The sequence below is a fragment of the uncultured Allobosea sp. genome (assembly GCF_945957345.1).
Classification (GTDB): domain Bacteria; phylum Pseudomonadota; class Alphaproteobacteria; order Rhizobiales; family Beijerinckiaceae; genus Allobosea.
Genome location: NZ_CAMFKW010000036.1, coordinates 22,599 through 48,284, shown reverse-complemented (window position 1 = coordinate 48,284; position 25,686 = coordinate 22,599). Strand labels below are relative to the sequence as shown.

27 protein-coding genes are annotated in these 25,686 nt (G+C 66.4%); 18 read left to right on the top strand and 9 right to left on the bottom strand.

All coding sequences use genetic code 11. The features are described 5' to 3' along the window. Positions 1-25: 25 nt before the first annotated feature. From Q0Q36_RS17610 to Q0Q36_RS17565, 10 genes are all read left to right on the top strand, one after another. Positions 26-1,000, top strand: a complete 975-nt coding sequence (locus tag Q0Q36_RS17610; RefSeq protein WP_293799836.1) for a dihydrodipicolinate synthase family protein — start codon at positions 26-28, stop codon at positions 998-1,000. A 33-nt stretch (positions 1,001-1,033) separates the two neighbouring features. Further along, on the top strand, positions 1,034-1,585 hold the full coding sequence (locus Q0Q36_RS17605) for a 3-hydroxyanthranilate 3,4-dioxygenase (protein ID WP_293799834.1): 552 nt from the start codon (positions 1,034-1,036) through the stop codon (positions 1,583-1,585). A 182-nt stretch (positions 1,586-1,767) separates the two neighbouring features. Continuing rightward, positions 1,768-2,931 (top strand): ABC transporter substrate-binding protein, encoded by a 1,164-nt coding sequence (locus tag Q0Q36_RS17600; protein WP_293799872.1) that lies wholly within the window; start codon positions 1,768-1,770, stop codon positions 2,929-2,931. Positions 2,932-3,121: 190 nt separating this feature from the next. Next, on the top strand, positions 3,122-4,036 hold the full coding sequence (locus Q0Q36_RS17595; protein ID WP_293799832.1) for a branched-chain amino acid ABC transporter permease: 915 nt from the start codon (positions 3,122-3,124) through the stop codon (positions 4,034-4,036). After that, positions 4,029-5,051: a branched-chain amino acid ABC transporter permease gene (locus Q0Q36_RS17590; RefSeq protein ID WP_293799830.1), complete on the top strand. Its 1,023-nt coding sequence runs from the start codon at positions 4,029-4,031 to the stop codon at positions 5,049-5,051. The genes Q0Q36_RS17595 and Q0Q36_RS17590 overlap by 8 nt, the downstream gene beginning before the upstream one ends. After that, positions 5,048-5,800 carry an ABC transporter ATP-binding protein gene (locus tag Q0Q36_RS17585; protein ID WP_293799828.1) on the top strand — a complete coding sequence of 251 codons (753 nt, stop codon included), beginning with the start codon at positions 5,048-5,050 and terminating at the stop codon, positions 5,798-5,800. The genes Q0Q36_RS17590 and Q0Q36_RS17585 overlap by 4 nt, the downstream gene beginning before the upstream one ends. After that, positions 5,800-6,501: an ABC transporter ATP-binding protein gene (locus Q0Q36_RS17580; protein WP_293799826.1), complete on the top strand. Its 702-nt coding sequence runs from the start codon at positions 5,800-5,802 to the stop codon at positions 6,499-6,501. Before Q0Q36_RS17585 ends, Q0Q36_RS17580 begins: the two co-directional genes overlap by 1 nt. After that, a complete protein-coding gene (locus Q0Q36_RS17575; protein ID WP_293799824.1) occupies positions 6,488-7,612 on the top strand; it encodes an alpha/beta hydrolase in 1,125 nt (374 codons plus the stop codon). The genes Q0Q36_RS17580 and Q0Q36_RS17575 overlap by 14 nt, the downstream gene beginning before the upstream one ends. After that, positions 7,609-8,424 (top strand): aspartate dehydrogenase, encoded by an 816-nt coding sequence (locus tag Q0Q36_RS17570; protein ID WP_293799822.1) that lies wholly within the window; start codon positions 7,609-7,611, stop codon positions 8,422-8,424. Before Q0Q36_RS17575 ends, Q0Q36_RS17570 begins: the two co-directional genes overlap by 4 nt. A gap of 269 nt (positions 8,425-8,693) precedes the next feature. Continuing rightward, positions 8,694-10,127, top strand: a complete 1,434-nt coding sequence (locus tag Q0Q36_RS17565; RefSeq protein ID WP_293799820.1) for an NAD-dependent succinate-semialdehyde dehydrogenase — start codon at positions 8,694-8,696, stop codon at positions 10,125-10,127. Positions 10,128-10,233: 106 nt separating this feature from the next. Here the strand turns inward: Q0Q36_RS17565 and Q0Q36_RS17560 are convergent, their stop codons facing one another. After that, entirely contained in the window at positions 10,234-11,385 is a 1,152-nt protein-coding gene (locus Q0Q36_RS17560; RefSeq protein WP_293799819.1) for a phosphatase PAP2 family protein, read from the bottom strand. Between the two features lie 49 nt (positions 11,386-11,434). Continuing rightward, positions 11,435-12,337, bottom strand: a complete 903-nt coding sequence (locus tag Q0Q36_RS17555; RefSeq protein ID WP_293799817.1) for a LysR family transcriptional regulator — start codon at positions 12,335-12,337, stop codon at positions 11,435-11,437. An 88-nt stretch (positions 12,338-12,425) separates the two neighbouring features. On the opposite strand from Q0Q36_RS17555, the gene Q0Q36_RS17550 reads away from it, so the two are divergent. After that, positions 12,426-13,448, top strand: coding sequence for a bile acid:sodium symporter family protein (locus Q0Q36_RS17550; RefSeq protein ID WP_293799815.1), 1,023 nt, complete (start codon positions 12,426-12,428; stop codon positions 13,446-13,448). Between the two features lie 136 nt (positions 13,449-13,584). Continuing rightward, positions 13,585-13,794 (top strand): DUF2934 domain-containing protein, encoded by a 210-nt coding sequence (locus tag Q0Q36_RS17545; RefSeq protein WP_293799813.1) that lies wholly within the window; start codon positions 13,585-13,587, stop codon positions 13,792-13,794. 63 nt (positions 13,795-13,857) lie between these two features. Here Q0Q36_RS17545 and Q0Q36_RS17540 read toward each other — a convergent pair whose 3' ends face one another. The 7 genes from Q0Q36_RS17540 to Q0Q36_RS17510 all read right to left on the bottom strand — a co-directional run bounded on the left by Q0Q36_RS17540 (position 13,858) and on the right by Q0Q36_RS17510 (position 19,618). Further along, a complete protein-coding gene (locus Q0Q36_RS17540; protein WP_265056142.1) occupies positions 13,858-14,139 on the bottom strand; it encodes a hypothetical protein in 282 nt (93 codons plus the stop codon). 59 nt (positions 14,140-14,198) lie between these two features. Beyond that, positions 14,199-15,461: an O-antigen ligase family protein gene (locus Q0Q36_RS17535; RefSeq protein ID WP_293799810.1), complete on the bottom strand. Its 1,263-nt coding sequence runs from the start codon at positions 15,459-15,461 to the stop codon at positions 14,199-14,201. A 44-nt stretch (positions 15,462-15,505) separates the two neighbouring features. After that, positions 15,506-16,222, bottom strand: coding sequence for an MgtC/SapB family protein (locus Q0Q36_RS17530; RefSeq protein WP_293799870.1), 717 nt, complete (start codon positions 16,220-16,222; stop codon positions 15,506-15,508). A gap of 99 nt (positions 16,223-16,321) precedes the next feature. Further along, positions 16,322-17,743 (bottom strand): TRAP transporter large permease subunit, encoded by a 1,422-nt coding sequence (locus Q0Q36_RS17525; RefSeq protein WP_293799808.1) that lies wholly within the window; start codon positions 17,741-17,743, stop codon positions 16,322-16,324. Continuing rightward, on the bottom strand, positions 17,740-18,219 hold the full coding sequence (locus Q0Q36_RS17520; protein WP_293799806.1) for a TRAP transporter small permease subunit: 480 nt from the start codon (positions 18,217-18,219) through the stop codon (positions 17,740-17,742). Before Q0Q36_RS17520 ends, Q0Q36_RS17525 begins: the two co-directional genes overlap by 4 nt. Positions 18,220-18,235: 16 nt before the next feature. Then, a complete protein-coding gene (locus Q0Q36_RS17515) occupies positions 18,236-19,108 on the bottom strand; it encodes an undecaprenyl-diphosphate phosphatase (RefSeq protein WP_293799804.1) in 873 nt (290 codons plus the stop codon). Positions 19,109-19,360: 252 nt separating this feature from the next. Beyond that, entirely contained in the window at positions 19,361-19,618 is a 258-nt protein-coding gene (locus tag Q0Q36_RS17510) for a hypothetical protein (RefSeq protein ID WP_293799802.1), read from the bottom strand. Between the two features lie 317 nt (positions 19,619-19,935). Here Q0Q36_RS17510 and Q0Q36_RS17505 point away from each other — a divergent pair, with 317 nt between their 5' ends. The 6 genes from Q0Q36_RS17505 to Q0Q36_RS17480 all read left to right on the top strand — a co-directional run bounded on the left by Q0Q36_RS17505 (position 19,936) and on the right by Q0Q36_RS17480 (position 25,677). Then, the gene (locus Q0Q36_RS17505; protein ID WP_293799800.1) at positions 19,936-20,883 is read left to right on the top strand and encodes a hypothetical protein; all 948 of its coding nucleotides are present in this window, start codon (positions 19,936-19,938) and stop codon (positions 20,881-20,883) included. A 29-nt stretch (positions 20,884-20,912) separates the two neighbouring features. Then, positions 20,913-22,184, top strand: a complete 1,272-nt coding sequence (locus Q0Q36_RS17500; protein WP_293799798.1) for an extracellular solute-binding protein — start codon at positions 20,913-20,915, stop codon at positions 22,182-22,184. Between the two features lie 107 nt (positions 22,185-22,291). Beyond that, positions 22,292-23,224, top strand: coding sequence for a carbohydrate ABC transporter permease (locus tag Q0Q36_RS17495; protein WP_293799797.1), 933 nt, complete (start codon positions 22,292-22,294; stop codon positions 23,222-23,224). Continuing rightward, positions 23,221-24,078, top strand: coding sequence for a carbohydrate ABC transporter permease (locus tag Q0Q36_RS17490; RefSeq protein WP_293799796.1), 858 nt, complete (start codon positions 23,221-23,223; stop codon positions 24,076-24,078). The genes Q0Q36_RS17495 and Q0Q36_RS17490 overlap by 4 nt, the downstream gene beginning before the upstream one ends. Then, positions 24,075-24,758, top strand: a complete 684-nt coding sequence (locus tag Q0Q36_RS17485; RefSeq protein ID WP_293799795.1) for a putative N-acetylmannosamine-6-phosphate 2-epimerase — start codon at positions 24,075-24,077, stop codon at positions 24,756-24,758. The genes Q0Q36_RS17490 and Q0Q36_RS17485 overlap by 4 nt, the downstream gene beginning before the upstream one ends. Then, complete coding sequence (locus Q0Q36_RS17480) at positions 24,745-25,677, top strand: N-acetylglucosamine kinase (protein ID WP_293799794.1); 933 nt, start codon at positions 24,745-24,747, stop codon at positions 25,675-25,677. The genes Q0Q36_RS17485 and Q0Q36_RS17480 overlap by 14 nt, the downstream gene beginning before the upstream one ends. The last annotated feature ends 9 nt before the right edge of the window (positions 25,678-25,686 follow it).

The window sequence follows — 25,686 nt, the reverse complement described above, 5'->3', positions numbered from 1 at the left end:
GCTCCCGAATGCGGGAGCCGGCCTGATGAAATACGCCAAGAAGGACGCCAAGGCCTATGCCCGCGCCCATATGAAGGGCATCTGGGCGGCCGCGCTCACGCCCTTCACCGATACGCTCGCGATCGACGAGGACGGTTTCAGGCAGAATGTCCGTCACTGGCTCGGCGACCTCGGGATCGACGGCCTGTTCATCGCCGGCAAGCAGGGCGAGTTCTTCTCGATGTCGATCGAGGAGCGCAAGCGCAGCTTCGAGCTGGCGGTCGGGGCTTCGGCCGGCCGCGGCCAGACCATCATGTCCTGCTCCGACCAGAACATGGACGTGGTGATCGATCTGGCGAAGCACGCCCAGAAGGTCGGCGCCGACTACATCGTCGTACACGCCCCGATCCTGCATTTCTTCAAGGCGCAGGACGAGACGCTCTACGAGTACTACCGGACCATCGCCGAGAAGGTCGATATCGGCATCGCGCTCTGGAGCCACCCCGATTCCGGCTATCTGATGAGCCCGCAGCTCTGCAACCGGCTCGCCGATATCGAGAACGTCGTCGCGATCAAGTACAGCGTGCCCCGTCCGATGTATGCGGAGCTGACGCGGCTGGCGGGCGATCGCATCCTGGTCAGCACGGCCTCCGAGGAGGAATGGCTCGACAACATCCTCGAGCTCGGCTGGCAGCTCTATCTCTGCTCTTCGCCGCCCTATCTGATCCAGACGGCGAACGACCTGCGCATGCGCGAATACACCGATCTCGCCTTCCGCGGCGAGGCCGAGAAGGCCCGCGCCATCCGCGACAGCCTGAACCCGGTGCGCGAGGCCTTGCGCGGCACGAGGCCCTCCGAGAAGCCGCATTCGCACCAGAAATACTGGCAGGAGCTGCTGGGGCAGGTCGGCGGGCGCGTCCGCGCGCCGATGCTGGAGCTGACCGAGGCCGAGAAGGCCGCGACGCACGCCGCCTTCGAAGCCTGCGGCCTGGGCAAGGCGCCGCTGGCCAAGGCCGGCTGAACGAGATCACGAACGAGGACGGGAGTGGGAACCATGGCGACCGAAGGGCGGCTCAAGGCCTTCAACTTCAAGAAATGGATCGCGGAACACGAGCACCTGCTCAAGCCGCCGGTCGGCAACAAGAAGGTGTTCGACGACGGCCAGATGACCGTGATGGTCGTCGGCGGGCCCAACCAGCGCGCCGACTATCATGACGACCCGGTGGAGGAGTTCTTCTATCAGCTCAAGGGCGACATGATGCTGAAGCTGGTCGACAACGGAAAGCACTACGACGTGACGATCCGCGAGGGCGACGTCTTCCTGCTGCCGCCGCATGTGCGCCATTCCCCGCAGCGCCCGCAGGAAGGCTCGATCGGGCTCGTGGTCGAGCCGGCCCGCACGCCCGATCAGGTCGACGGCTTCGAATGGTACTGCTTCGAGTGCCAGGGCCTCGTGCACCGCATCGAACTCAAGGTGGGCGATCTCGTGAAGGACCTGCCACCGCTCTACGAAGCCTTCTTCTCGAACGAGAAGGCACGAACCTGCAAGCATTGCGGAGCGCTCCATCCCGGCCGCAAGCCGCCGGCCGGCTGGGTCGCGCTCTAAGGCTGCCGCACCGAAAGACGGGCTCCCCGTTCAGGGCGAGTCCGTGCTTGGATAACGGGCAGCAGCGCCTTGCGTCCCGACCGGCGCGCGGTGATGGTGCACCGAAATACGCCTAAGCGCGGCGGCGCAGAAACGCCGCGTCAAACCATCTCAGAGGCAAAACGGAACGACTGGAGTCCATGATGAAACTGCGCGGATTGCTCTTCGGCATCGCGACGACGCTGGCGGCCTCCACGGCGCTGGCCCAGCAGCCGGTCAAGATCGGCATGATCACCACGCTCTCGGGGCCCGGCGGCTATCTCGGCCAGGATATCCGCGATGCCTTCAAGCTCGCCATCGACATGGAAGGCGGCAAGCTCGGCGGCGTGCCGGTCGAGCTCGTGGTTGAGGACGATGCGCTGAAGCCCGGCCAGGGCAAGCAGATCGCCGAGAAGATGCTGAAGACCGACGGCATCAAGATCCTGACCGGCATCGTCTTCTCGAACGTCGCCGGCGCGACCGTGCCCGATATCGTCGATTCCGGCGCGCTCTATGTCAGCCCCAATGCCGCACCCTCGAATTTCGCCGGCAAGGAGTGCAACGCCAACTATTTCGTCGTCTCCTGGCAGAACGACAGCCTGCACGAGAGCGCCGGGCAGTACGCCACCAATCTCGGCTACAAGAAGGCCTTCATCCTCGCGCCGAACTACCAGGCCGGCAAGGACGCGCTGACCGGCTTCAAGCGCATGTTCAAGGGCGAGATCGCCGGCGAAGTCTATACCCGCCTCGACCAGACCGATTTCGCCCCCGAGATGGCCCAGATCCGCGCCGCCAATCCCGACGTCGTCTTCCAGTTCCACCCCGGCGGCCTCGGCATCGCCTTCCTGCGCCAGTACCAGCAGGCCGGCCTGCTCGGGAAGATCCCGATGGTACTGGCCGAGCCCTCGCTCGACGCCACCACGCTGAAGGCGGTCGGCGAATCCGCGCTCGGCCTCAACGTCACCGCGCACTGGAACTCGGATTTCGACAACGCGGCCAACAAGACGTTCATGGAGGCCTGGACCAAGGCCTACAATCGCGCCCCGACCTACTATGCCAGCCAGGGCTACGACGCCGCGCTCGCCATCGCGTCTGCCCTGAAGGCGACCGGCGGCAAGACCGACGTCCCGGCTTTGCGCACGGCGCTGGCCAAGGCCGATTTCCAGTCGGTCCGCGGCGCCTTCAAGTTCGGCCCGAACCAACACCCGGTGCAGGATTGGTATTCGCTCAAGGTCGAGAAGGGCGCCGACGGCGCGCCTTTTCTCAAGACCACCGGCAAGGTGCTGAGCAACCACGGCGACGTCTACGCCAAGGACTGCAAGCTCTGACGAACCACGCCGGTTCACGACCAAGGTCGCTTGCGTTTCCGTCATGGTCGGGCTTGTCCCGACCATCCACGTCTTCCTTCATCGGGACCGGTGTTCGAGACATGGATGCTCGCCACAAGGGCGAGCATGACGAAACTGGAATAACGCCGGTGTTTCGACCCGAAGGCGGCGCACTCTAGCCTCAAAAACAATGACGCTCGTTCTCGAACAATTGCTCAACGGCCTGCAATTCGGCGTGATGCTGTTCCTGCTCGCGGCCGGGCTAACGCTGATCTTCGGCATCATGGGCGTGATCAACCTCGCCCATGGCTCGCTCTACATGGTCGGCGCCTATGCCGCCGCCTTCGCCGCGGCGCAGACCGGCTCCTTCCTCCTCGCCGTGCTTGCCGGCCTCGCAGCCGCCGCCTTCGCCGGCATGGTGATGGAGCTCGTCGTGCTGCGAAGGCTCTATGCGCGGGACCATCTCGACCAGGTGCTGGCGACCTTCGCGCTGATCCTGATCTTCAACCAGAGCGTGACCATCCTGTTCGGGCGGCAACCGCTCTTCGTCTCGGTGCCCCCGGCACTGAACGGCTCCGTCCAGCTCCTGCCCAGCCTGACCTATCCTGTCTATCGTCTCGCGATCATCGCGGTCGGGCTTCTGGTCGCGCTCGGGCTCTATCTGCTGATCAACCGCACCCGCGTCGGCATGCTGGTGCGCGCGGGCGCCACCCATCGCGAGATGGTCCGCGCGCTCGGCGTCGATATCCGCCTGCTCTACACCGCGGTCTTCGCGCTCGGCGCCCTGCTCGCCGGCCTTGCCGGACTGATGGCGGGGCCGATCCTCGCCGTGCAGGTCGGGATGGGCGAGCAGATCCTGATCATGACCTTTGTCGTGGTGGTGATCGGCGGCGTCGGCTCGATCCGCGGCGCCTTCTTCGGCGCGCTGATCGTCGGCCTCGTCGACACGTCCTTGCGCGCCTTCGCGCCCGGCCTGCTGCGCCATGTCATAACCGGTTCGGAGGCCGATGCGCTAGGCGCCGGCCTCGCCTCGATGGGCATCTACCTGCTGATGGCGATCGTGCTGCTGGTGCGGCCCAAGGGACTGTTCCCCGCCCATGTCTGAGAACGCCATCACCCGCACTGATACAGCCGCGCCCGCGCTGGGCCGCGTGATTGCGCTCGTCGCCCTTGCCGCCGCGCTGATCGCCCTGCCCTTCATCGTGAGGGCGATCGGCCAGCCGGCGCTGGTGCCGCTCGCGACCCGCGCCCTGATCTATGCCATCGCCGCCGCAAGCCTCAACCTCGCGCTCGGCTTCGGCGGCATGGTCTCCTTCGGCCACGCCGCCTTCTTCGGCATCGGTGGCTACGCGGTCGGCATCCTCTATCGGACCTTCGTCGACGACGCGCTCTTCCTCGGCTTTATCCCCGGCACCGACCAGCTTCTGGTGACGCTGCCCGCTGCGATCCTCGTCGCAGGCCTCTTCGCCTGCATCATCGGCGCGCTCAGCTTACGCACGGCAGGCGTGCAGTTCATCATGATCACGCTCGCCTTCGCGCAGATGCTGTTCTTCCTCTTCGTCTCGCTCAAGGCCTATGGCGGCGACGACGGCATGACGATCCGCCGCCGCAACGCACTGTTCGACCTCAACACGCGCGACGACGTGACCTTCTATTTCATCTGCCTCGCCATCGCCGCGCTGGTCTTCCTGGCGCTCTGGCGCATCGTCGGCTCGCGCTTCGGCATGGTGCTGGCCGGCATCCGCCAGAACGAGCGGCGCATGGCCGCGATCGGCATCGCGCCCTATCGCTACAAGCTCGCCGCCTTCGTCATCTCCGGCATGGGCGCCGGCCTCGCCGGCGCGCTGATGGCGAACTATCTGCGCTTCGTCAGCCCGGACATGCTGCACTGGACCAAGTCCGGCGAGCTGATGATCATGGTCATTCTCGGCGGCGTCGGCACCTTGCTCGGCCCGCTGCTGGGAGCCGCCGTTCTCGTCATCCTCGAAACCGTGCTGACGAGCTGGACCGAGCACTGGCAGCTCGTGCTCGGCCCGATCCTGCTGCTCGTCGTGCTCTTCACGCAAGGCGGGCTCAACGGCCTGCTCACTCGCCTCGGCCTCGGCAGGAGCGCGCCATGACCGCGACGCTCCTTTCGGTGCGCGGCCTGCGCAAGCGCTTCGGCGGCCTTGTCGCCACCGACGGCGTCGATCTCGACGTGCGCGACGGCGAGATCCATGCGCTGATCGGTCCCAACGGCGCCGGCAAGACCACGCTGCTGACCCAGCTCTTCGGCGAGCTCTCGCATGACGAAGGCGCGATCACGCTGTCGGGCGAGGATATCGGCGCGCTGCCGACCGCCCAGCGCGTTCGGCGCGGCCTCGCACGCACCTTCCAGATCACCCAGCTCCTGCCGGACTTCACGATGCTCGACAATGTCGCGCTCGCCGTGCAGGCCCATGGCGGCCACAGCTTCCGCTTCTTCGGCAATGCGCGCCGCGACGAGAGCCTGCGTGCCCGCGCCCGCCAGCATCTCGCGACGGCAGGCCTGAGCCACCGCGCCGAGGTCAAGGTCGCCGATCTCTCCCATGGCGAGCAGAAGCAGCTCGAGTTCGCGATCGCGCTCGCCTGCGAGCCGCGCCTGCTCCTGCTCGATGAACCAATGGCGGGGCTTGGCCATGCCGAGAGCGAGCAGATGGTCGCGATGCTCTCCGCCCTGAAGGGCCGCGTTACCATGCTCCTCGTCGAGCACGACATGGAGGCCGTCTTCGCCTTGGCCGATCGCATCTCCGTGCTGGTCTATGGCCGCGTCATCGCGACCGGCACGGCCGAGCAGATCCGCGACAATCCGGAGGTCCGCACCGCCTATCTCGGCGAGGGAGACGCCTGATGCTGCGCGTGCGCAACCTGCAATCCGCCTATGGCCGGAGCCAGGTCCTGTTCGATGTCGCGCTCGACATCGCCGAGGGCGAGGTCGTGACCCTGCTCGGCCGGAACGGCATGGGCAAGACCACGACCGTGCGCTCGATCATGGGCCTGCTCGCGCCCAAGGGCGGCGATATCCGCTTCGAGAGCCAGGACGTCCGGGGCATCGCGCCCGAGAAGATCGCCCGCTGCGGCATCGGCCTCGTGCCCGAAGGCCGGCAGGTCTTCCCGACGCTGAGCGTCCGCGAAAACCTCGTCGCCACCGCCTCGAACCGGCTGAAGTGCTCCTCGCCCTGGACGCTGGAACGGGTCTATGCGCTCTTTCCCCGCCTGCAGGAGCGCGCCGGACAATCGGCCCGCACCCTCTCGGGCGGCGAACAGCAGATGCTCGCGGTCGGGCGGGCGCTGATGACCAATCCGAAGCTCCTGATCCTCGACGAGGCGACCGAAGGCCTCGCGCCGGTGATCCGCGCCGAGATCTGGGGCTGCATCGAGGCGCTGAAGGCGCGGGGGCAGTCGATCCTGCTGATCGACAAGAACATCAACGTGCTGAAGCGCATCGCCGACCGGCACTACATCATCGAGAAGGGCCGCACGGTCTGGTCGGGCTCCAGCACCGACCTCGCGGCCAATGCGGAACTGGTGCATCGCTATGTCGGCGTCTGAAGACCCTCACGAGATCGTCGCTCACAGCGCGGAGAACGACCCGGTCGAGGCCCTGCGCGATGCGCTGGGCGATATCCTCACGGGGCTCGTCGCCGCCGGCTGCGGCCCGCATCACCTGCGCGAGATGGTCTGGGAAACAGACCGACCCGAAGCCTTCCACCTGTCCCGTCATACCATCGAACTCGCCTATCGCGAGACCTTCGCCGGTTTCCGTCCGCCTATTCGTCTTCAGCCTCGTGCCGAAGCCGGCCTGACCATCCGAGCCCGGCACCTCGTCGCGCCGCCGCTGCCCGATACGCTCGTCGACGGCTACACGCTGCACGAACTCGGCCGGCAATACAGCCCGCGCCTGCAGGCCGACATGAAGGCGCTGTTCCGGCAATGGAGCCGCGACGGCGAGGCCTTCCGCGCGCAGCACGGCGCCGCCGATCTCGCCTATGGCCCCGGCCGCTTCGAGACGCTCGATCTCTATCGCCCGGCCGGCTCCACGCGCGCCCCGGTCTTCGTCTTCATCCATGGCGGCTACTGGCAGGCCTCGGACAAGGTCCAGCATGCCCAGTTCGCGCAAGGGCTGCTCGACGCCGGCTATGCCGTGGCCATGCCGAATTACGGCTTAGCACCGGACGCGCCGCTGGAAGGCAGCATCGCCCAGAGCATCGCGGCCCTGAATTTCCTCGTGCGCGAAGCCGATGCGCTCGGCCTCGATGCCGGCAGCCTGCATGTCTCCGGTCATTCCGCCGGCGGGCATCTCGCCGCCATGGCGCTTTGTGCGCCGGATGCGCCGCCGGTCGCCTCGGCCCTGCTGCTCTCCGGCCTCTATCATCTCAACCCGCTCGGCCATCTGCCGCTCGGCCGCCTGCTCGGGCTCGACGACGCCGCGCGCGCCACGCGGCTGAGCCCCATCGCCCAACCGCGCCCGCAATCGACGCGGATCGCCTTCGCAGTCGGCGAGGGCGAGAGCGACGCCTTCAAGGCGCAATCGGCAGCGCTCGCCGCGACGTGGCAAGCGCCGGCGCCCCTGATCTGTCCGGGCCACCATTTCAGCATGCTGGAAGGCCTGAACGGCGGTGCCCTGCTCGATCTCGCCTTGCGAACGGCGGAAGGTTCATGACGCAGACCCGCAAGCCGCTACGCCTCGCCTTGATCGGCTGGGGCGCCATCAATCGCCGCGTCGCCGAGCTGCTGGCGGAGCGAAGCAAGGGCGATATCGCGATCGTCGCCATCGCGGTCCGCAATGCTGCGGCTGCCGACGCTATTCCGGCTGGCGCGAAGCTGGTCACAAACCCCGATGAACTGGCCGGGCTCGACCTTGATCTCGTCGTCGAAGCGGCCGGTCGCGAGGCCGTCGGCATTTGGGGCGAAGCCGCACTCACGCATGCGCCCGCCTTCGCCGTCGCCTCGACCAGCGCCTTCTGCGACGACGCCCTGCTCGCTCGCTTGATCGCCGCCGCCGAAAGCCGGGGCAGCCAGCTCCTGATCCCGCCCGGCGCGCTCGCCGGCATTGACGGCATCGCCGCCGCCTCGCTGCTGCCGCTCGACGAGGTCGTCCACCGCATCGTCAAACCGCCATCAGCATGGCGCGGGACCTCGGCCGAAAGCCTGATCGCGCTGGATGAGATCACCGAAGCGACAGCCTTCTTCTCGGGAACCGCCCGCGAGGCTGCCTCGCGCTTCCCACAGAATGCCAATGTCGCTGTCATCACGGCGCTGGCCGGCATCGGGCTCGACCGTACCCGCGTCGAGCTCGTCGCGGATCCCGCGGCTGGCGGTAATGGGCACCAGCTCAGCGCCCGCGGCGCCTTCGGCAAGCTCGACATCGCCATCGAGAACCGACCGCTTGCCACGAACCCGAAATCCTCGGAGATGACAGCGCTGGGGCTGGTCCGGCTGATCGAGAACCGTGTGCGCACGCTGGTGCGCTGAACCTCCACCGCCATTCCGGGCAAGCGAAGCGCAGACCCGAAATCCATCGTAGAGCGACGAGCCCTGTGATGGATTCCGGATCGGCGCCGCTACGCGGTTTGTCCGGAATGGCGCCAGGAAGCCAGTCCGCACCATTCATAACCATAACAATCTGAATTTATCTGATTTAGCCGGCTGGATCACAGAATGGCCGGCCACCTATTGTCCATCTCGAGACCGGCGCAAACGCCGCGCAGAGACCGCTGAACGCATCGCCAGCCGAGGCTTCCATGACGACCTATCCCGATCTCAAGCTCTATATCGGTGGCGCCTGGCGGAAGACGGCGGAGGAGCAGCCGGTGCTCAACCCGGCCGACGAGAGCGTCATCGGCGCGGTGCCGCTCGCCTCGAAGGCCGATCTCGACGATGCGCTGACGGCTGCCGCCGAGGGCTTCCGGCTCTGGAGCCGTATGGCGCCGCGCATTCGCGCCGAGATCATGCTGAAGGCCGCCGCGCTGATGCGCGAGCGCGTCGAGGAGATCGCCCATGCGATCACGCTGGAGCACGGCAAGCCGCTGGCGCAGGCCCGGCTTGAAGTCGTCAGGGGCTGCGAGTTCTTCGAATGGGATGCGGCCGAGGGCCAGCGCGCCTATGGCCGCGTCATCCCAAGCGAACCCGGCATCCGCTATGTCGTGATGCACCAGCCGGTCGGCACGGTCGCGGCCTTCTCACCCTGGAATTTCCCGATGAGCCAGCCCTGCCGCAAGATCGCGGGCGCTCTGGCGGCCGGCTGCTCGATCATCATCAAGGCGGCCGAGGAAACCCCGGCCGGCGCACTCCATATCGCGCGCGCCCTGCATGATGCCGGCGTACCGCCCGGTGTGTTCAACCTCGTCTTCGGCGTGCCCGCGAAGATTTCGAGCTATCTCATCCCGCAGGCCCAGACCCGCCTCGTCGCCTTTACCGGCTCGACCGCCGTCGGCAAGCATCTCTCGGAGCTCGCCGCGCGTCACATGACGCCGGTGCTGATGGAGCTCGGGGGCCATGCCCCGGTGATCGTCTGCGACGATGTCGACCCCATCGCCGCGGCCGATCTCTCAGCCACCCGCAAGGTCCGCAATGCCGGGCAGGTCTGCACCTCTCCGACGCGCTTCTTCGTGCAGCAGGACGTCTACGAGCGCTTCACCAAGGCTTTCGTCGAGAAGGCCAGGACCGTGACGGTCGGCAATGGGCTCGACGCCGGTACCGGGATGGGCCCGGTCGCCAACCATCGCCGTATCGAGGCGCTGGAGGCTTTGACCGCCGACGCGCGCGCCCGTGGCGGACGCGTATTGACCGGTGGCGAGCGCCTCGGCAATCGCGGCTATTTCTTCCCGCCGACCGTCCTCACCGAATTGCCGGACGACGCCCGCGCATTGCGCGAGGAGCCCTTTGGTCCGATGGCGATTATCAACCCCGTCCGCTCGGTCGAGGAAGCGATCGAGAAGGCCAATTCCCTGCCCTTCGGCCTCGCCGCCTATGGCTTCACCCATTCCGCCGCCCGCGCCGACCAGCTCGCAGAGGGTATCGAGGCCGGCAACGTCTCGATCAACACGCTGGAGGCTTCCGTCGCCGAGGTGCCCTTCGGAGGCGTCAAGGACAGCGGCTACGGGCGAGAGGGCGGCGCCGAAGGCCTCGCCCACTACATGACGGTGAAGACACTGTCGCATCGGATGGCGATCTGACGCATTCAGACTCGCGCGAACGTTATCTTCACACGCATCATCCGGGCAGGCCTTCTGGCCTGTCGGGGTGCTGGAAAGGCGACCACGGAGCCGTCACCGACCATCGTCAGGCTGGCTGGACGATGGCTTCGACGGCAATGGCCTTGCGCTGCGTATGCAGTCCGACGAGGTGCCAGATGCTCCAGCTGAGGGCAGCGCCGGCATAGCCATCGATCGCATAATGCCAGCCGAGAACGACCGAGCCGACCATGATGATCGCGGCAAAGATCCACATGAGGATCCCGACGATCTTCCAGCGCTCGCTGTAGTACAAGGCGAAGAGGACCGACGTAGCGACATGGAGAGAGGGAAAGGCGCTGATCCCCAGCGAGCCGGCCCGCTGGTGCTTGTAGCCCTCCCAAAGCATGTCCTGCGTCTTCAGCGCCCAGATGGGCCAGGCTTCGGACGAATGCTCGAGAGCATCCATGAGCGGCTTGTATCGATAGCCCAGGCCGAGATCCTCGAAGAAGCAGGGGCCCGCGGACGAGAAGATGGTGGCGACGAAGAAGCCCGCGACGAGCCAGATCGACATGAAGCTGATCAGATATTGCTGGCGCAGAGGCGTATCCTCCCGCGCGGCGGCAACGATGAAAATCGTGCCGATCATGATGAAGTACCACAGATTATAGCAGAGGTTGACGAAGAATATCGCCGCCGGCCATTCGATCAACCACCAGAAATACTCATGCGGCAGGCGGCCGAAATGCAGCCAGCGATCGATATCCGCGAATGTGACATCCCATCGGAATGGATTGAGCAGCGCGATCGCCCCCTTGAGGACGCCGAATCCGGCGACGAAAACGAAGATGGCGGCTAGCGCGACGGCGAAATTCGCCATGCGCGGACCGTCCAGCAGGAAGCCCTTGTAAGGTTTCAGGAAGGTCTTGAACGGTGAAGGGTCGCGCGCGACGATGGCCAGCCATGCCAGCCGATAGATCGCGTAGAGGCTGGCCAGGCACCAGATCGCTATCCCGAGATATTCTGCGAAGATGGCCACGCCGTCCATATCGAGACGGTTTTTCGTGGTATCGCTGACGAGCATAGCCCCGCCGAATGTAAGGATCGCCACGATGGCGACATGACGACGCAACGTCGTGATGAATAGGAGTGTGGCTGGCATTCGTCCCCCCGAACGAAGTCCTGCCTGAATACAGTGGCTTTCCTTACTATTTGACAACAACGGAAGGATATTTGCGCCTTGTCGCTGGATCGGTGCCATTTTCGGCGCAGAAACCGGCCCAGGCTTGAAGCATAGTTCACAAAGTCTTTTAAGATGCCCTTGGACGCATCGGTATCTCGGGCATGAGGCGCCCCGCACTCGCCAGGATGCTGTCGGCGAGCGCCCGTGCCGCCGCCTGATGCGACTGGCCGCCAATGACGATGAACTCGATGGTCCCGAGCGGCGGCAGCGCCTCGCGCGGCTCGACCTCGGCTAGGCCCTGCGGGATCAGCCGGGCCGAATGCGCGGTGATGCCGAGCCCCGCGACGGTCGCAGCGCGCAGGCCTGCAAGGCTGCCGCTGGTGCAGGCGACGCGCCAGGCCCGCCCGGCCCGTTCCAGGGTCTCGATGGCGTGGACGCGCGTGATGCTCGGCGGCGGATAGAGCACGAGAGGCACCACCGGCTGCTCGGCGAGCCCGGTGCCCGGCCGGCCGGCCCAGACGAGGCGCTCCTGCCAGGCGACCTCGCCGCGCGCGTCGCCCTTGCGGCGCTTGGCGAAGATCAGATCGAGATCGCCCGCATCGTATTGCTCGTAGAGCAGGCCGCTCAGGCCCACCGTCAATTCCAGGTCGACCGCGTGGTGTTGCATGGCGAAGGCGGCCAGAATCTCCGGCAGCGCCGTATAGGCGAAATCCTCGGAAACCCCGAGCCTGAGCCGCCCGCGCAAGGTCGAGCCCGCGAGATAGCGCTCGATCCTCTGACCGGCCTCGAGCGCCTGCCGCGCGAAGGGCAGGATCGCGTCCCCATCGGGGGTCGGACGAACCTGATGCGTGTCGCGTTGCAGCAGGCGCCGCCCGAGCCGCTTCTCCAGCCGCGCCACATGCTGGCTGACCGAGGATTGCCGCAGGCCGAGCTGCCGCGCGGCTTCGGTGAAGCTCAGCGTCTCGCAGACCTTGAGGAAGCTTTGCAGCAGCACAGGGTCCAACGGCTTCGGGTCAGAATCCGGCATCATGATTCATAATAGCCGATATCACCGGCAATCGGGATCAAAATAAGCGCGGAAAGGATTACAAGGCTGGACCTCACCAGAAGGACCGCAGATGCTCCGCCGCACCCTCGCCCGCTTCGGCATCGACCCCTATCTGATCGCGCTCATGGCGACGGTCGCTGTCGCGGCCATCTTTCCGGCCCATGGCGTCGGCGCGGAAGTCGCAAACGATGCCGTTTCGGTCGCGGTCGCCCTGCTGTTCTTCCTTTACGGCGCCAGGCTATCGCCGCAGGCCGTCTGGGAAGGCCTGCTGCATTGGCGCCTGCAATCGCTGGTCTTCGCCAGCACCTATGTGCTGTTTCCGCTGCTCGGCCTGCTGCTCACCCGCATCTTCGGTGGCTACCTGCCGTCCGAATTGATCGCCGGCCTGATCTTCGTCTGCATCCTGCCTTCGACCGTCCAGTCCTCGATCGCCTTCACCTCGATCGCACGGGGCAATGTCGCGGCGGCCCTGTGCAGCGCCTCGGTCTCCAACCTGTTCGGCATGGTGATAACACCGCTGCTGGTGGTTCTGCTGCTCAACAGCAACGGCGGCGGCTTCAGCGCCCGCGCCGTCGAGAGCATCGCGCTGCAGCTCCTGCTGCCCTTCGTCGTCGGACAATTGCTGCGCCGCTGGATCGGCCCCTTCCTGCACCGCCACAAGTCGCCGATCTCGCTGGTCGATCGCGGCTCGATCCTGCTCGTCGTCTATGCCGCCTTCAGCGAGGGCATGGTCGCCGGCATCTGGTCCCAGGTCACGCTCGCCGATCTCGGCCTCGTCATCGCGCTGGACGTCGTCCTGCTGGCTGCGGTCCTGGCAATCACCACATTCGTCAGTCGCCGGCTCGGCTTTTCCAAGGAGGACGAGATCGCCATCGTCTTCTGCGGCTCGAAAAAGAGCATGGCGAGCGGCATCCCGATGGCGAACATCCTCTTTCCCGGCCAGGCGCTCGGCCTGATCGTGCTGCCATTGATGTTGTTCCATCAGGCCCAGCTCTTCGCCTGCGCCGTCCTGGCCCAGCGCTATGCGCGTCGCCCCCTGCCGTCGAAGGCGGAGATGCCGGAGAGCTCTGGAACGGCGGTGGCGAAGGCCTGAGCCTGACCGCGCGATCTTTCATCCGCGCGGGAACAGCACGCCTCTCTTCAAGGTTGTTCCCCTGCCCGGCCAAGCCGGTGCCCTCTCAAGCCAGGATTCCCCGATGCGCATCGGGGAACGATCATGGAGACGAGACATGCAGCAGGACGACAAGACCCAGCACGAGATCCGGAAGATCGCCTACGCGCTCTGGCTCAAGGAAGGCCAGCCCGAAGGCCGCGACCGCGAGCACTGGGAAGCCGCCAAGGAAATCTGGGCCTTCCGAAGCCACAATCACGTCCTGGAGGACGATGACGGCTCCAGCGGAACGGCGAAGAAGCGGAAGCAGGAATCCGACGCGGCGTAGCTCGGGCCGGCCTTTCCGATGCCGGCTGGAAAACCAGCCGGCCAGGAATAGGCGTCGTCAGCCTTAAGGGCAGATATAGCCGCTCGGGTCGGGCTGGCAGCGTGCGCCGGTGGGTAACACCAGCGCGCCGCGCTCACGCTTCACGTAATCGCCGTTCGGCAGGGTGAAGCCCCCGGTATAGTCCGGGGAGACCCGCGTGCCGTCCGGCAAGACCAGTTGCGCACCATCGCGAACGATGCGCTTGGCCGGGGAAGCCGCAGGCTGCGGAGCAGGCTGGGGCCGGGATGAGACACAGCCGGCGGCCAGAACGGCAACCAGGCTGGCGGCAATCGAAATCCTGATCATGCGCCTATCTTTGCCGCGCCGGGCTGACGATCGCAACCCCGACGGTGCGAAAGGGAGGCTTACGCCCTCCGCAAGCCCCGCAGCTCGGACGAACCGAACCACAGGATCGCACCCCCCAGCACGGCGATCCACCAGCCCTGCCATGCGCCATGACCGACGACCGAGATCGCGAAGGCTCCGGCGAACAAGGCGAGGCGCGGCGCCATCTCCGCGGCCGGCTGCCGTCTCAACCGCAGCAGCAGAAGCAGGCCTGCGAGAGTCAGAAGGCCGACGCCGATAACGCCGGTTTCGGCCCAGGCCTGCAGCGGCATGTCATGGGGATGACCGACGGCGAGCAACTGCCGATGCTCGGGGGAGACGGCGTTCGCCAGGGAGTGCAGATGCATGGTGGCCGAGGTGCCGAACCCCGCCCCGCACAAGGGGCTGGCCCGCACCAGCTCGCCGAAGCTCACCCAGATGTCGATGCGCGCCTGTCCGGTCATCACCGCGAAACGGTTGAGAATCTGCGAGGGGAGCCAGTTCGTCGCGGCAATGCCGAGCATCGGCGCCATTGCCATCGTGACGACGAAGGCGGCAGCCACCGCAGTCATCGTCAAGCGCGGCAGGCAAGCCGCCAGAAGCCAGCAGATCACGCAGACGGCAACACCAAGGCGCGCCGAGGCGCTTTCCGACTTCAGGGCCAAGGCGGCGACGGCAAGCGCCAGCACGACGGCAAGGAGACGGTCGGACCAACGAGCCTCCGGCAACCACCAGAGGCCATGGACGACCGGCACAGCCAGGACGACTGCCGTGATCGCCGGTCGATTGAAGACGAAGCCGAACTGCTTGCCGATACCGAGCGCCGCCCGTTGCGAGAGGCCGGATACGAGTTCGATGATCGACAGCACACAGGCCAGAATGATCGCGAGCGCCAATCCCCGCAGCCAGGCCGGACGCGGCGCAAATCGCCCGGACGCGGCGATGGCGAGCGTCAGGCCGACCGGCAGCACAAGCTCTCCCCATGCTCTGAGCGACCCATGCCGATCATGGCTCCACAGGATCGAGACGAGCGCCCAGGCCAGAAAGGCGGCAAGAGTCAAACCCAGCGGCGTCGTCAGCATCCGGCGCAGGCGCGCGGTCATGCCGCCAGCCTGAGGCGACATCGCGGCGGCGAGAACGAATGCGAGGGCTGCGATCCCGAGCATCAGCGGTGCGGATCGATTCGCGAGCCACATCGCCACGGGAAGCAGCACGAGGGCCACCTGGCCTGCTGTCGAGAGCCCGACGACCGCCCCCGTAGGGTTCTCGGTCTCGGGATAGTCAGGGCGACGGGTCTGGCTCATGGAGCTTGCCTCTATGCCATCACCCTGGCTTTCGCCAGAGGCTCTCAGTCCGTGGTACTGCTCTCCCAGGTGGCATGCGAGACGGCCGGCACCCGCTCCAGCTTCTCGACCACATGATCGAGTTCACGACGGTCGACCGCCGTGCTGATGAGCCGGGCGACGATATCCACGGCATCGTCGCTGCGTTCGATCGTGGTCACGTCGCTGACCGGATACTGCGCCGCTTCCAGCTGCTCGATGAGCGTGTCGCGCGTCGCCGCGAGCGCAGCCGCGCTGGTCGTCACCACGACCTCATAGGTCGCCTCCAGGGCGCGTTCGTTGAGCGGGATGCGGTTGATCGCATTGACCAGCGGCCGCAACAACGTGTTGCCGGCGATCACGAAGACCGTCACCAAAGTCGCCTCCGCGATCATGTCGGCGCCAGTGCAGGCCCCGACCGCGGCCGAGCACCACAGCGTCGCCGCCGTGTTGAGTCCGCGGACATTCATGCCTTCCTTCATGATGACGCCGGCGCCGAGAAAGCCGATGCCCGACACCACATAGGCGATCACACGGATGGCGCCGTCCGCGCCGGCAAGCCGCATCGCAAGATCGACGAAGGCGGCGGCGCCGACCGCCACCAGAACCGTCGTCCGCAATCCCGCAGTGCGCTGGCGGTATTGGCGCTCGGCTCCGATGAGCGCGCCCAGCACGAAGGCTGCGAGCAAGCTGATGCAGGTGTCGAGAAATGGAACGAGCTCGAAGGTCTGGACGAAACGCATCTGAATCTCCGGCGCGACGCGCGCGATGTCAGCCATGACCGTGACAGTTTCATCTCACCGTCACGCAGGCTCCCCGAAAGCCACGCGGGCAAGCGGATGTCAAAACTTGGGAGGCGCGATCTCCAGCAGGTCGGAAGGTATGGCGATCTCCCGCAGGCGGCGCGTGACTTCTGCCTCGGAGGGCGCTGCGACGGCAGCAGGCGCTTGCTGCCCCCAGTGCACCAGCGCCGGCCAGCCTATGACCGCCGCGGTCACGACGAGCTGCACGAGGATGAAGGGGATCAGCGACTTCATCACCGCCCGCAGCGTCGCACGCCGCGTCGCGGCCGCGCGGGTCATCGTCAGCGCATAGCCCAGCGGCGGCAGCAGGAAGCTCGTCTGAAGGACGAGCAGCGTCAGGACGGCGACCCATTGCGCATCCTCGACCCGCATCAGGATCGGCGGCAGCAGGATCGGCACCAGCACGAAGATGATCTCGAAGGCGTCGAGCACGAAAGCGGCGAGGAAGATCAGGCCGAGCCCCGCACCCAGAATCCCGAGAGGCCCGCCGGGCACCGCCTCCATCCAGCCGGCGACGAGCCGGTCGCTCCCGAGCACGCGAAAGACAAGGGTGAAGGTCGTCGCCGCCACCAGCAGCGCCATCAGCGCACCGGTCATCGACAGGGTGTCGTCGAGCGCGGCCTTCAGGCGCGGCAGGTCGAGCTGCCGGCTCAGCGACCCCGCGGTCACCAAGCCCACGGCTCCCATCGCTGCCGCCTCGACCGCGTAGAAATAGCCAAGCGCGACACCGACGAGCAGGCCGCCGATGAAGCCGACGGTGAGCAGCGCGAGCGCCGCTTCGCCCAGCGTCGGAGCCGGAAGGCGCCGGCCCGGCTCCCGGCGCAGGAACGCCAGGATCAGGCAGGCCGCCAGGAAGAGCCCTGCCGGCAGCAGGGCGCCACGGAAGACATCCTGCGTGTTGATGATGCGATCGACGCGGCCGGTCGCGTTCAGCGCGATGGTGTGGGCAGCCATCATCGCATCGCCCAGCAGGATCAGGACAAGCGATGGCGGCACGAGCACGCCCAGCGTGCTGGCAACGGTCAGCAAGGCGACGCTTTCGGCCGGCCCGACCTCATGCTCGGCCAGAGCCGGCTCGATCGCACGCGTCAGCGCGATCGCATTGGCGCTGACGGACCCGTTCATCGGCCCCAGGATAGCGCCCAGCGCCAACGTCGCACCGCGCGCGCCACCGAAAGGACGCAGCGCCGCGCGGAACAGGATCCGGGCGAGTGGCAACCGGTTCAGCAGGGCGCCCATGAAGACGAAAAGCGGCAGTGCCTGCAGCAGGTCTGATTCCAGCAGCCCCACGAGCCGGCTCGGCAGCGCTGCCAGGACCGCCCCCGTGGAAGGATCGAGCACGACTGATGCCGCTGCGCCCATGGTGGCGAGGCTGACCAGGACGCCCCAGACGGGCAGTCCCGTCGCCATCGCGCCCAGCGCGACGCCGGCAAGCATGGCAAGGCCGATCCACTGGCTCATGCGCGCCTCCGCAGCAGGGCGAGCAGGCCGGAGACGAAGACGAGCGCCGCCAGGATGAAACCCGAGGCGCGGATCAGGAAATAGCCGGGATTGCCGGTATCCGGGAAGGATTCAAGGACGCGCAGGCTCCCCAACAATGCCGGCCAGCCAACGATCAGCAGGAACAGGGACCAGGGCAGCAGCCCGAACACGATCAGCCCCGCATCCAATGCCCGCCGCAATCGCGGTCCGTGGCGATGCGCCAGGGCGTCGCTCGCCAGATGCGCGCCGGAGCGTGTCGCCGCCGTCAGCGACACCGCGACATAGAGGGCGAAGACGCATTGGCCGAGATCGTTCGCCTCCCGCGACCAGCCCTTGACCAGATCGCGCAACGGCCATTGCAGGAACAGCAACAGCACCAGCGGCAAGGCGAGCCACCGGGCCGCCAGGCAAAGCCGCTCCAGCCCCCTGTCGAGCGTATCGACGATAAGGTGCATGAAATGCTCCAGGGAGCTAGGAGAGCCAGCCGGTCGCGACTGCCCAAAGCAGAAAGATGCCCATGCCGGCGCGATAGATCACGAAGACCCAGCTCGACATCCGCTCAAGGTAGCGCATCAGCGCCGAGATCGCGACGAAGGACGCGAGCGAGCCGGCGATCAGGCCGACGACCAGAAGCGCCATCGCATGACCGTCGATTCCGGCTCGCGCGATCTCCCACGCCTCCTTCAGTCCCGCCAGCGCGATGGCCGGCAGGCCGAGCAGGAACGAGAGCCGCGCCGCCTCGGCACGCTTGAAGCCGAGCCCCATCGCAGCCGTCAGGGTCGAACCGGAGCGCGACACCCCAGGGATCAGGGCACCGACCTGGGCCAGGCCGACCAGCAGGAAATCCCGGAAGCCCGCCTGCTCGACCGTACGCCGATGGCTCGCGAACCATTCCGTCGCCGCAAGCAGCAGCGCCATGACCAGCGACGCCGCGCCGATCACGCCGAGCGAGCGCAAAGGCGATCCGCAGCGATTGAGCAGGGGCGCCAGCGCCACGCCGGCCACGACGATCGGAACCGTCGCGATGATGACGCCGAGCGCCAGCCGGCTCGGCCCCACGGTGAACTGGCGCGTCCTGAGCCCGTCCAGAGCGCCTCCGGCCATGCTGCCGATATCGCGCCTGAAATAGCTGACCACGGCCGCCAGTGCAGCGAGCTGCATCAGTGCCGAAAAGGCCGATCCCGGATCAGGCCAGCCGAGCAAGGCCGGCACCACCCGCATATGCGCCGTCGAGGAGATCGGCAGCAACTCGGTGACGCCCTGGACCAACCCGAGCACGATGATCTGTCCGAAATCGAGCGTTGCGAACCCCGTATCGAGTCCGGCGGAGCAGGCTGCAGCCATGGCGATGATTCTCGTAAGGAAACTGCCGCGCCCCAAGCACAAAGCGTTCCAGCCCGAGGCATCAGGCCCGTAACGTAGGCAATCGTGCCAAACGCAGCGATTTACGCTGCCCGACGTGCGCTTCCCTCGCGGCTCCCAGCCGAACGACCCACCTGCCGGACCTCGTTCCCACTCCAAATTTTGCAGCTTCCGCCAATTCGTGAAACAGGCTGCAAGGCGCAGGAAAGTTCCCCGCGCCCGGCAGCCGCAACCTCACGGAATCGGGACGCAAGCGCCGAGCCGGACCATCATGCCGGGCGGGCAGGCCTTCGCGCCGCTCGGTTGCTGGATCGGCCGCACGGACTCGCAGCAGGCGCCCCGCACGACATAGCCGCTCGGGCAACCGCCAGACATCTCCATCCGGTCCTTGCCGTCTCGCGTCGGACGGCATGAATTGGCAGCGAGCGCGCTTCCGGCAGCGCCGAGAACAGCAACCGCGGCCAGCGCGGCGATGGCGACATGCCTTCCCATGGTCGATGGTCTCCGTTGTGAGGGCCAGTCCAGAATCGGGATAGCCGATCTGACTCTCGCAACACGGTGTCAGGCCTGTCATCCGGCACCGTCAAGGGTGGAAAGCCACAGGCAAACCACTTCCGGCAAGGCCCATCCGTTATCATGAAGGGGCGGACGGCTTGCAAAGCCAGCATTCCGGTGGCCGAAACGCACAATGGCATGCCGGGCGCCGACCCCCGCCATGCCAGATTTCAGCTTGTACAGGCAGAATTGGTTCTATATTGGTCTATATAACGATATACATCAGGCGCGACAGGTGAGGAGCATCCTGAACGGTGCAGAGCGAGGAGTTCGTTTCAGTGGCGATCGAGTGCCCCGCATCGGCAGCTCGCGCGGCCGGACCGGTCTGGCGCGTGATCTCGCAGGCCAGCGAGAAGGGGAGCGCCGCCTATAACGAGGATATCGCCGGCGCCGCCGGTGCATGCGCCTGGATCGTCGACGGCTCCGCTTTCTTCACCGGCGCCGCCCGGACCACCGCGGAATCGGAGGGCGCCTGGCTCGTGCGCCGGATCGATGAAATCCTGCGGGCCAACCCGCCCGACGACATCGCCTTCCCCGACTGGGCGGCAGCGCTCGAACAGCAACTGCGGCTGGACTACGCCACGCTCGGACAGGGCCACCCGGAGCGCGAGGCCGGCGAAGGACCATCCGCCGTGCTCGGCCTCGCCCGGCTCGTCGGTGACGGGCAGGCCTGTCGCCTCGAAGCCACCGTGATCGGCGATGTCTCCATCCTGATCCAGGACGGCGACCGGATCGAGCGCTGGACCGATCCCTCCAGCAACCCTTTCGAGGCCCGGACCATCGCGGCGGCGACCGAAGACGGCCATCTGCCCGGCGAGGTGATCTCGCCGAAGGCGCTGGCGCAGATCCTGCGCAACCGGCGCTCGCTCAATCGCCCCGGCGGCTATTGGGCGATCAATCCCGGCCTGAGCTGGACGCAGGGCCTGCGCCTGTTTTCGGGAAGCATTTCGCCGACCGCGACCGTCCTGCTCGCATCCGACGGTTTCATGCGGCTCGTCGACGTCATCGCGCATCACGACGACCGCGCATTGATGGACGCGGTCAAGCACATGGGGACGGATGGCGTCATCGCCGAACTCCGCCAATTAGAAAGCGCGGACCCGCAAGCGGAGCGCTACAGGCGCGTCAAGATCCATGACGATGCGACCGCGCTCGTCGTGTCGCCGGAGTTGTACGGCAACGCTATCGAAAAGTCGTCATAAGGCGACCAGGACAACGAGGGAGAGTGACAATGTTGGCCGGAATCCAGACCAAATCGATCGTCAGGCGGACGCTTGGCAAGCTGGCGCTGACGCTGTTCGCCGCCGCCACCGCCTTCGCCGCTCCGGCAAAGGCGGAAGACCTGACGCTGTGGAGCTGGCGCCAGGAGGACAAGGCAGCCTACGCCAAGTTCATAGCGGCCTTCCGCAAGCAGCACCCCGACATCAACGTGAAGTTCGAGGCCTTCGAGGCCGCGAACTACAACACGGTGCTGTCGACCGCGCTCGCCGGCGGCACGGGGCCGGACATCGTCCAGGTCCGCGCCTATGGCACGCTCGGCGTCGGCAAGCCGGATTATCTCGTGCCCCTCGACAAGGCGATGATCCCGGAATTCGCCAACTTCCCGGATTCGGCGATCGCCGCCGAGACGATGCGCGCCGACGGCAAGCTCTATGCCGTGCCCTTCGCCTCGCAGACCATGCTGATCATCTACAACAAGGAATTGTTCGAGAAGGCCGGCGTCACGCCGCCGAACACGTGGGACGAACTCGTCAGCGTCTCGAAGACGCTGAAGGAAAAGGGCATCAACCCCTTCGGCAACGGCACCGCGACGGCCTGGCAGAACGAGACCATCGTCGGCGCGCTTCTGTCCTCGCAGATCGGCAAGCAGTTCGAGCAGGACGTGCTCGCCGGCAAGGCCGATTTCACCGATGCCCGCTTCGTCGGCGCGCTGACCAAGCTCAACGAGATCAAGGATTATTTCGCGCCGAACTTCTCGGGCGTCGACTACGCCGCCTCGCAGCAGCTCTTCGCTGCCGGCCGTGCCGCGATGTTTGCCGGGGGCTCCTTCGAAATCGCCAATTTCCTGCGCCAGAACCCCAAGCTGAAGCTCGGTCTCTTCGCCTCGCCGGTCGCCAAGGCCGGCGATCCGCGGCTGGTCGCGCTCTACTATGATGGCGGCTACGCCATCAACGCGGCATCGAAGAACAAGGACGCTGCGCTGAAATTCCTGCGCTTCCTCGGCACGCCTGAATTCGGCACGGCCTTCTCGAACGATCTGCAGAACATCTCGCCGATCAAGGGCGTGGCCTTCGAGAACCCGCTGCTGAAGGAGGTCGCGGCGCTGAACCAGAGCGCGATGTCCTACATCATGCTGGTCAATTTCCGCTATCAGGAGCCGACCGGCTCGGTGCTGCTGCAGTCGGGCGTGCAGAAGATGCTCGCCGGCAAGGCGACGCCGGCCGAGGTCGGCGCCGAGATCACCAAGGGCATCGCGACCTACTACGCGCCCTTCAAGAAGTAAGCGCGACAGCGACGGCGCCCGCCTGACGCTCACGGCCTCTCGGCCGTGAGCGCTGGTCCCGTGCAGCCGCCGCTCGCCTCCCCGGCGCATCCCGAGGACCGGAGCCGATGCAGACGGACTACAGAAACCGCGAAAGACGCAGGCGCGCGGCCTGGATCGCCTTCCTGATCCTGCCGCCGCTCGCGATCATGCTGACCTTCGTGGTCTGGCCGCTGCTCTCGGCCCTGAGCGCCGCCTTCTATCGCTGGGACGGCATGGCGCAGGGCGAGTTCATCGGCCTCAAGAACTTCGCAGACGTGCTGTTCGGCGAGCATTTCGCGGTGCTGACCTGGCGCGCCTTTCGCCATAACCTCTTCGTCTTCTTCGCGCTGTTCGTGGTGCAGAACAGCGTCGGCTTCCTGCTTGCTTGGTTCATCTATCGCGAGCCCTTCGGCTTCCGCTTCCACCGCGTCGCCATCTTCATGCCGGTCATCCTGTCGACCGTGCTGGTCGGCTTCCTCTGGAAGCTGTTCCTCGATCCGAATTTCGGGCTGATAAACCAGTTCCTGGACATGGCCGGCCTCGGCAACCTGCGCCAGCCCTGGCTTGGCCAGGAGACAACCGCCCTGCCCGCGCTCGTCCTCGCCAATGCCTGGCACTGGGTCGGCTTTCCGGCGCTGGTCTACCTCGCCGGCATTCAGCGCATTCCCCGTGAGATCCTCGAGGCCGCCAAGCTCGACGGCTGCAACGGCTGGCAGATGCTGACTCGCGTCGTCTGGCCGCTGGTGACGCCTTCGACCACGATCACGCTGACCCTGCTCTTCATCGGCGCGTTCAACTGGTTCGAGCTGCCCTACATCATGGCGGGGCTGGACGGCTCGCCCTATGGCTCGACCGACGTGCTTGGCCTGTATTTCTACCGCACCGCCTTCGGGAACCAGAGTGCGGGCCTGCAGGATTTCGGCCACGGCAACGCGCTGGCCGTGCTGATGTTCATGTTCATCGCGGCGGTCGCGACCGTCATCACCCAGTATTTGCGCAAGCGGGAGATCGCGCTGTGACGTCTCACGCCGCAACCAACGACCCGCTCTTCCCGCGCAGCAGCGCCGGCAGCCTGATCGCTGCCGCGCTCCTGATCGGCAACACCGTGCTGATGCTCTATCCGATCGTCATCATGGTCTTCTCGGCCTTCAAGACGACGGCGGAAATCTTCGACGCACCGTTCTCCCTGCCGGACTTCACCTATGTCGAGAATTTCACGCGGATCTGGGGCGAGACCAGCCTGCCCGGCTATTTCGTCAACTCCGTCGTCATCACCGGCACCTCGATCCTGCTGACGCTGGTTCTCGGCACGATGGGCGCCTATGGCCTGGCGCGCTACAGCTTCCCTGGTAACTCCGCGATCTTCATGTTCTTCCTCGCCGGGCTGATGCTGCCGCTCAAGCTCGCGGTCATCCCGCTCTTCCTGCAGATGCGGGATTTCGGGCTGCTCGACACCCGGCTCGGCCTGATCCTGATCTATACGGCGATGGGCCTGCCCTCGACGATCTTCATCATGACCGGCTTCCTGCGCACGCTGCCGGTGGAGCTGGAGGAAGCCGCCCGCATCGACGGCGCCTCCGAGCCGCGCATCATGTTCTCGATCATGCTGCCGCTCTCGATCCCGCCGATGATGATCGCCGCGATCCAGAACGCCGTGCCGACCTGGAACGACTTCTTCTTCCCACTGGTCTTCATCCAGACCGATGCCCGAAAAACCCTGCCGCAAGGCCTCTCGGTCTTCATGGGCGAATACACCACCGACTGGGGCATGCTTTTCGCAGGCCTCACCATCGCGGCCCTGCCGCTGACCCTCGTCTACATCCTGATGTCGCGCCAGTTCATCCGCGGCATGACCGCCGGAGCGGTGAAGTGACAGCAGAGCCCCTGATCCCGCATCGCAGCCTCGCCGTCTCCTGTCAGGCGCGGGCCGACAATCCCCTGCACGGCCCCGCTTTCATGGCGGCGATGGCTGAGGCGGCCGAACAGGGCGGCGCGCTCGCCTTGCGCGCCAACGGCCCGGCCGACATCGCCGCGATCCGCGCCGCAAGCCGCCTGCCGATCATCGGCATCCTCAAGCGCTGGGACGACCGCTTTCCGGTCTATATCACGCCGGATTTCGCCAGCGCCGCTGCGATCGCCGCGGCCGGTGCCGATATCATCGCCGTCGACGCCACCGACAGGCCACGCGACGGCGAGCCACTGGACCGGCTGATCGCGCGCATCCGCGACGAACTGGACAAGCCGGTCTTCGCGGATTGCGCGACGCTGGAGGATGGCGTGCGAGCCGCCTCGCTCGGAGCGAGCTATATTGCGACGACGCTCTCCGGCTATACGCCCGAGACGGAAGCGCGGAAGGCGCTCGGCCCCGACATCGCCCTGATCGAGGCGCTCGCCAAGGCCGTTTCCGTGCCGATCGTCGCCGAAGGGCGCTTCGAACAGCCGGAGCAATTGGAGTTGGCCTTCACCGCCGGCGCGCATGCGGTCGTGGTCGGCACCGCGATCACCAATCCCCGCGAGATCACCCGCCGCTTCGCCCGCCATGCCGGCGCCTGACAACGGGCTCGGCCTTGGCATCGAGACGGGCGGCACCGGCTCGCGCTGGTGCCTGTCCACCTCCTCGGGCGCGATCCTGGCGCGCGGCGAAATGGAGCCGATGACCGGCCATGTCTTCACGCAGGCCGAGCGCGACAGGGTCTCAGGTATCTTCGTGCGATTGGCAACCGAGCTTGCTGGCATCGGCAAGCCGGCGGCCATCGTCGCGGGTGTCACCGGCCTCGGGCCGGAAAGCGCCGTCCGAGCGGTCTTCTCCGAAATCCTGGCAACGGCCTTCGGCTGCCGGGAGGACAAAATCCTCGTCGTCGACGACATGTGGCTGGGCTATCGCGCCCGCTTCCAGCCCGGCGAAGGCATCATCGTCTATTCCGGCACGGGCTCGATCGGCTACCACCTCGCCGCCGACGGCGAGATCATCCGTGCCGGTGGGCGCGGCGTGCTGATCGACGACGCCGGTTCCGCCGCCTGGATCGCGGCAGAAGCCTTGCGCCGTTTGCTGCGCCGTGAGGACGAGGCCCCCGGCTCCGGTTGGGAGAGCGCTCTCGGTCATGCGCTGGCGCAGGCGTTGGGCGGAGCTTCCTGGGATGCCGTGCGCACTCATGTCTATGGCGGCGACCGCGGGAGCCTCGGCCTACTGGCACGGGCCGTCGCCACGGCTGGAAACGCCGGTGATACGATGGCGGCAGACATCTTCACACAAGCGGGCGGGGAACTGGCCCGGCTCGCGCTGGCCTTGAGAGCGCGTGTGGGAGCCAAGCCGGTAGCCCTCTGCGGTCGCGCGGCGACATTGTCGCCCCTGATCGCGCAGCGTTTCCAGGCGTTGGTGGCGCCGCCAATCGCAATGGACAAAACACAGGTCGATGTGCCCGGCTGTGCGGCCGGTCTGGCCTGCGAGCTTGTTTATGCAAATGAGAAGTGATCCTAAGAG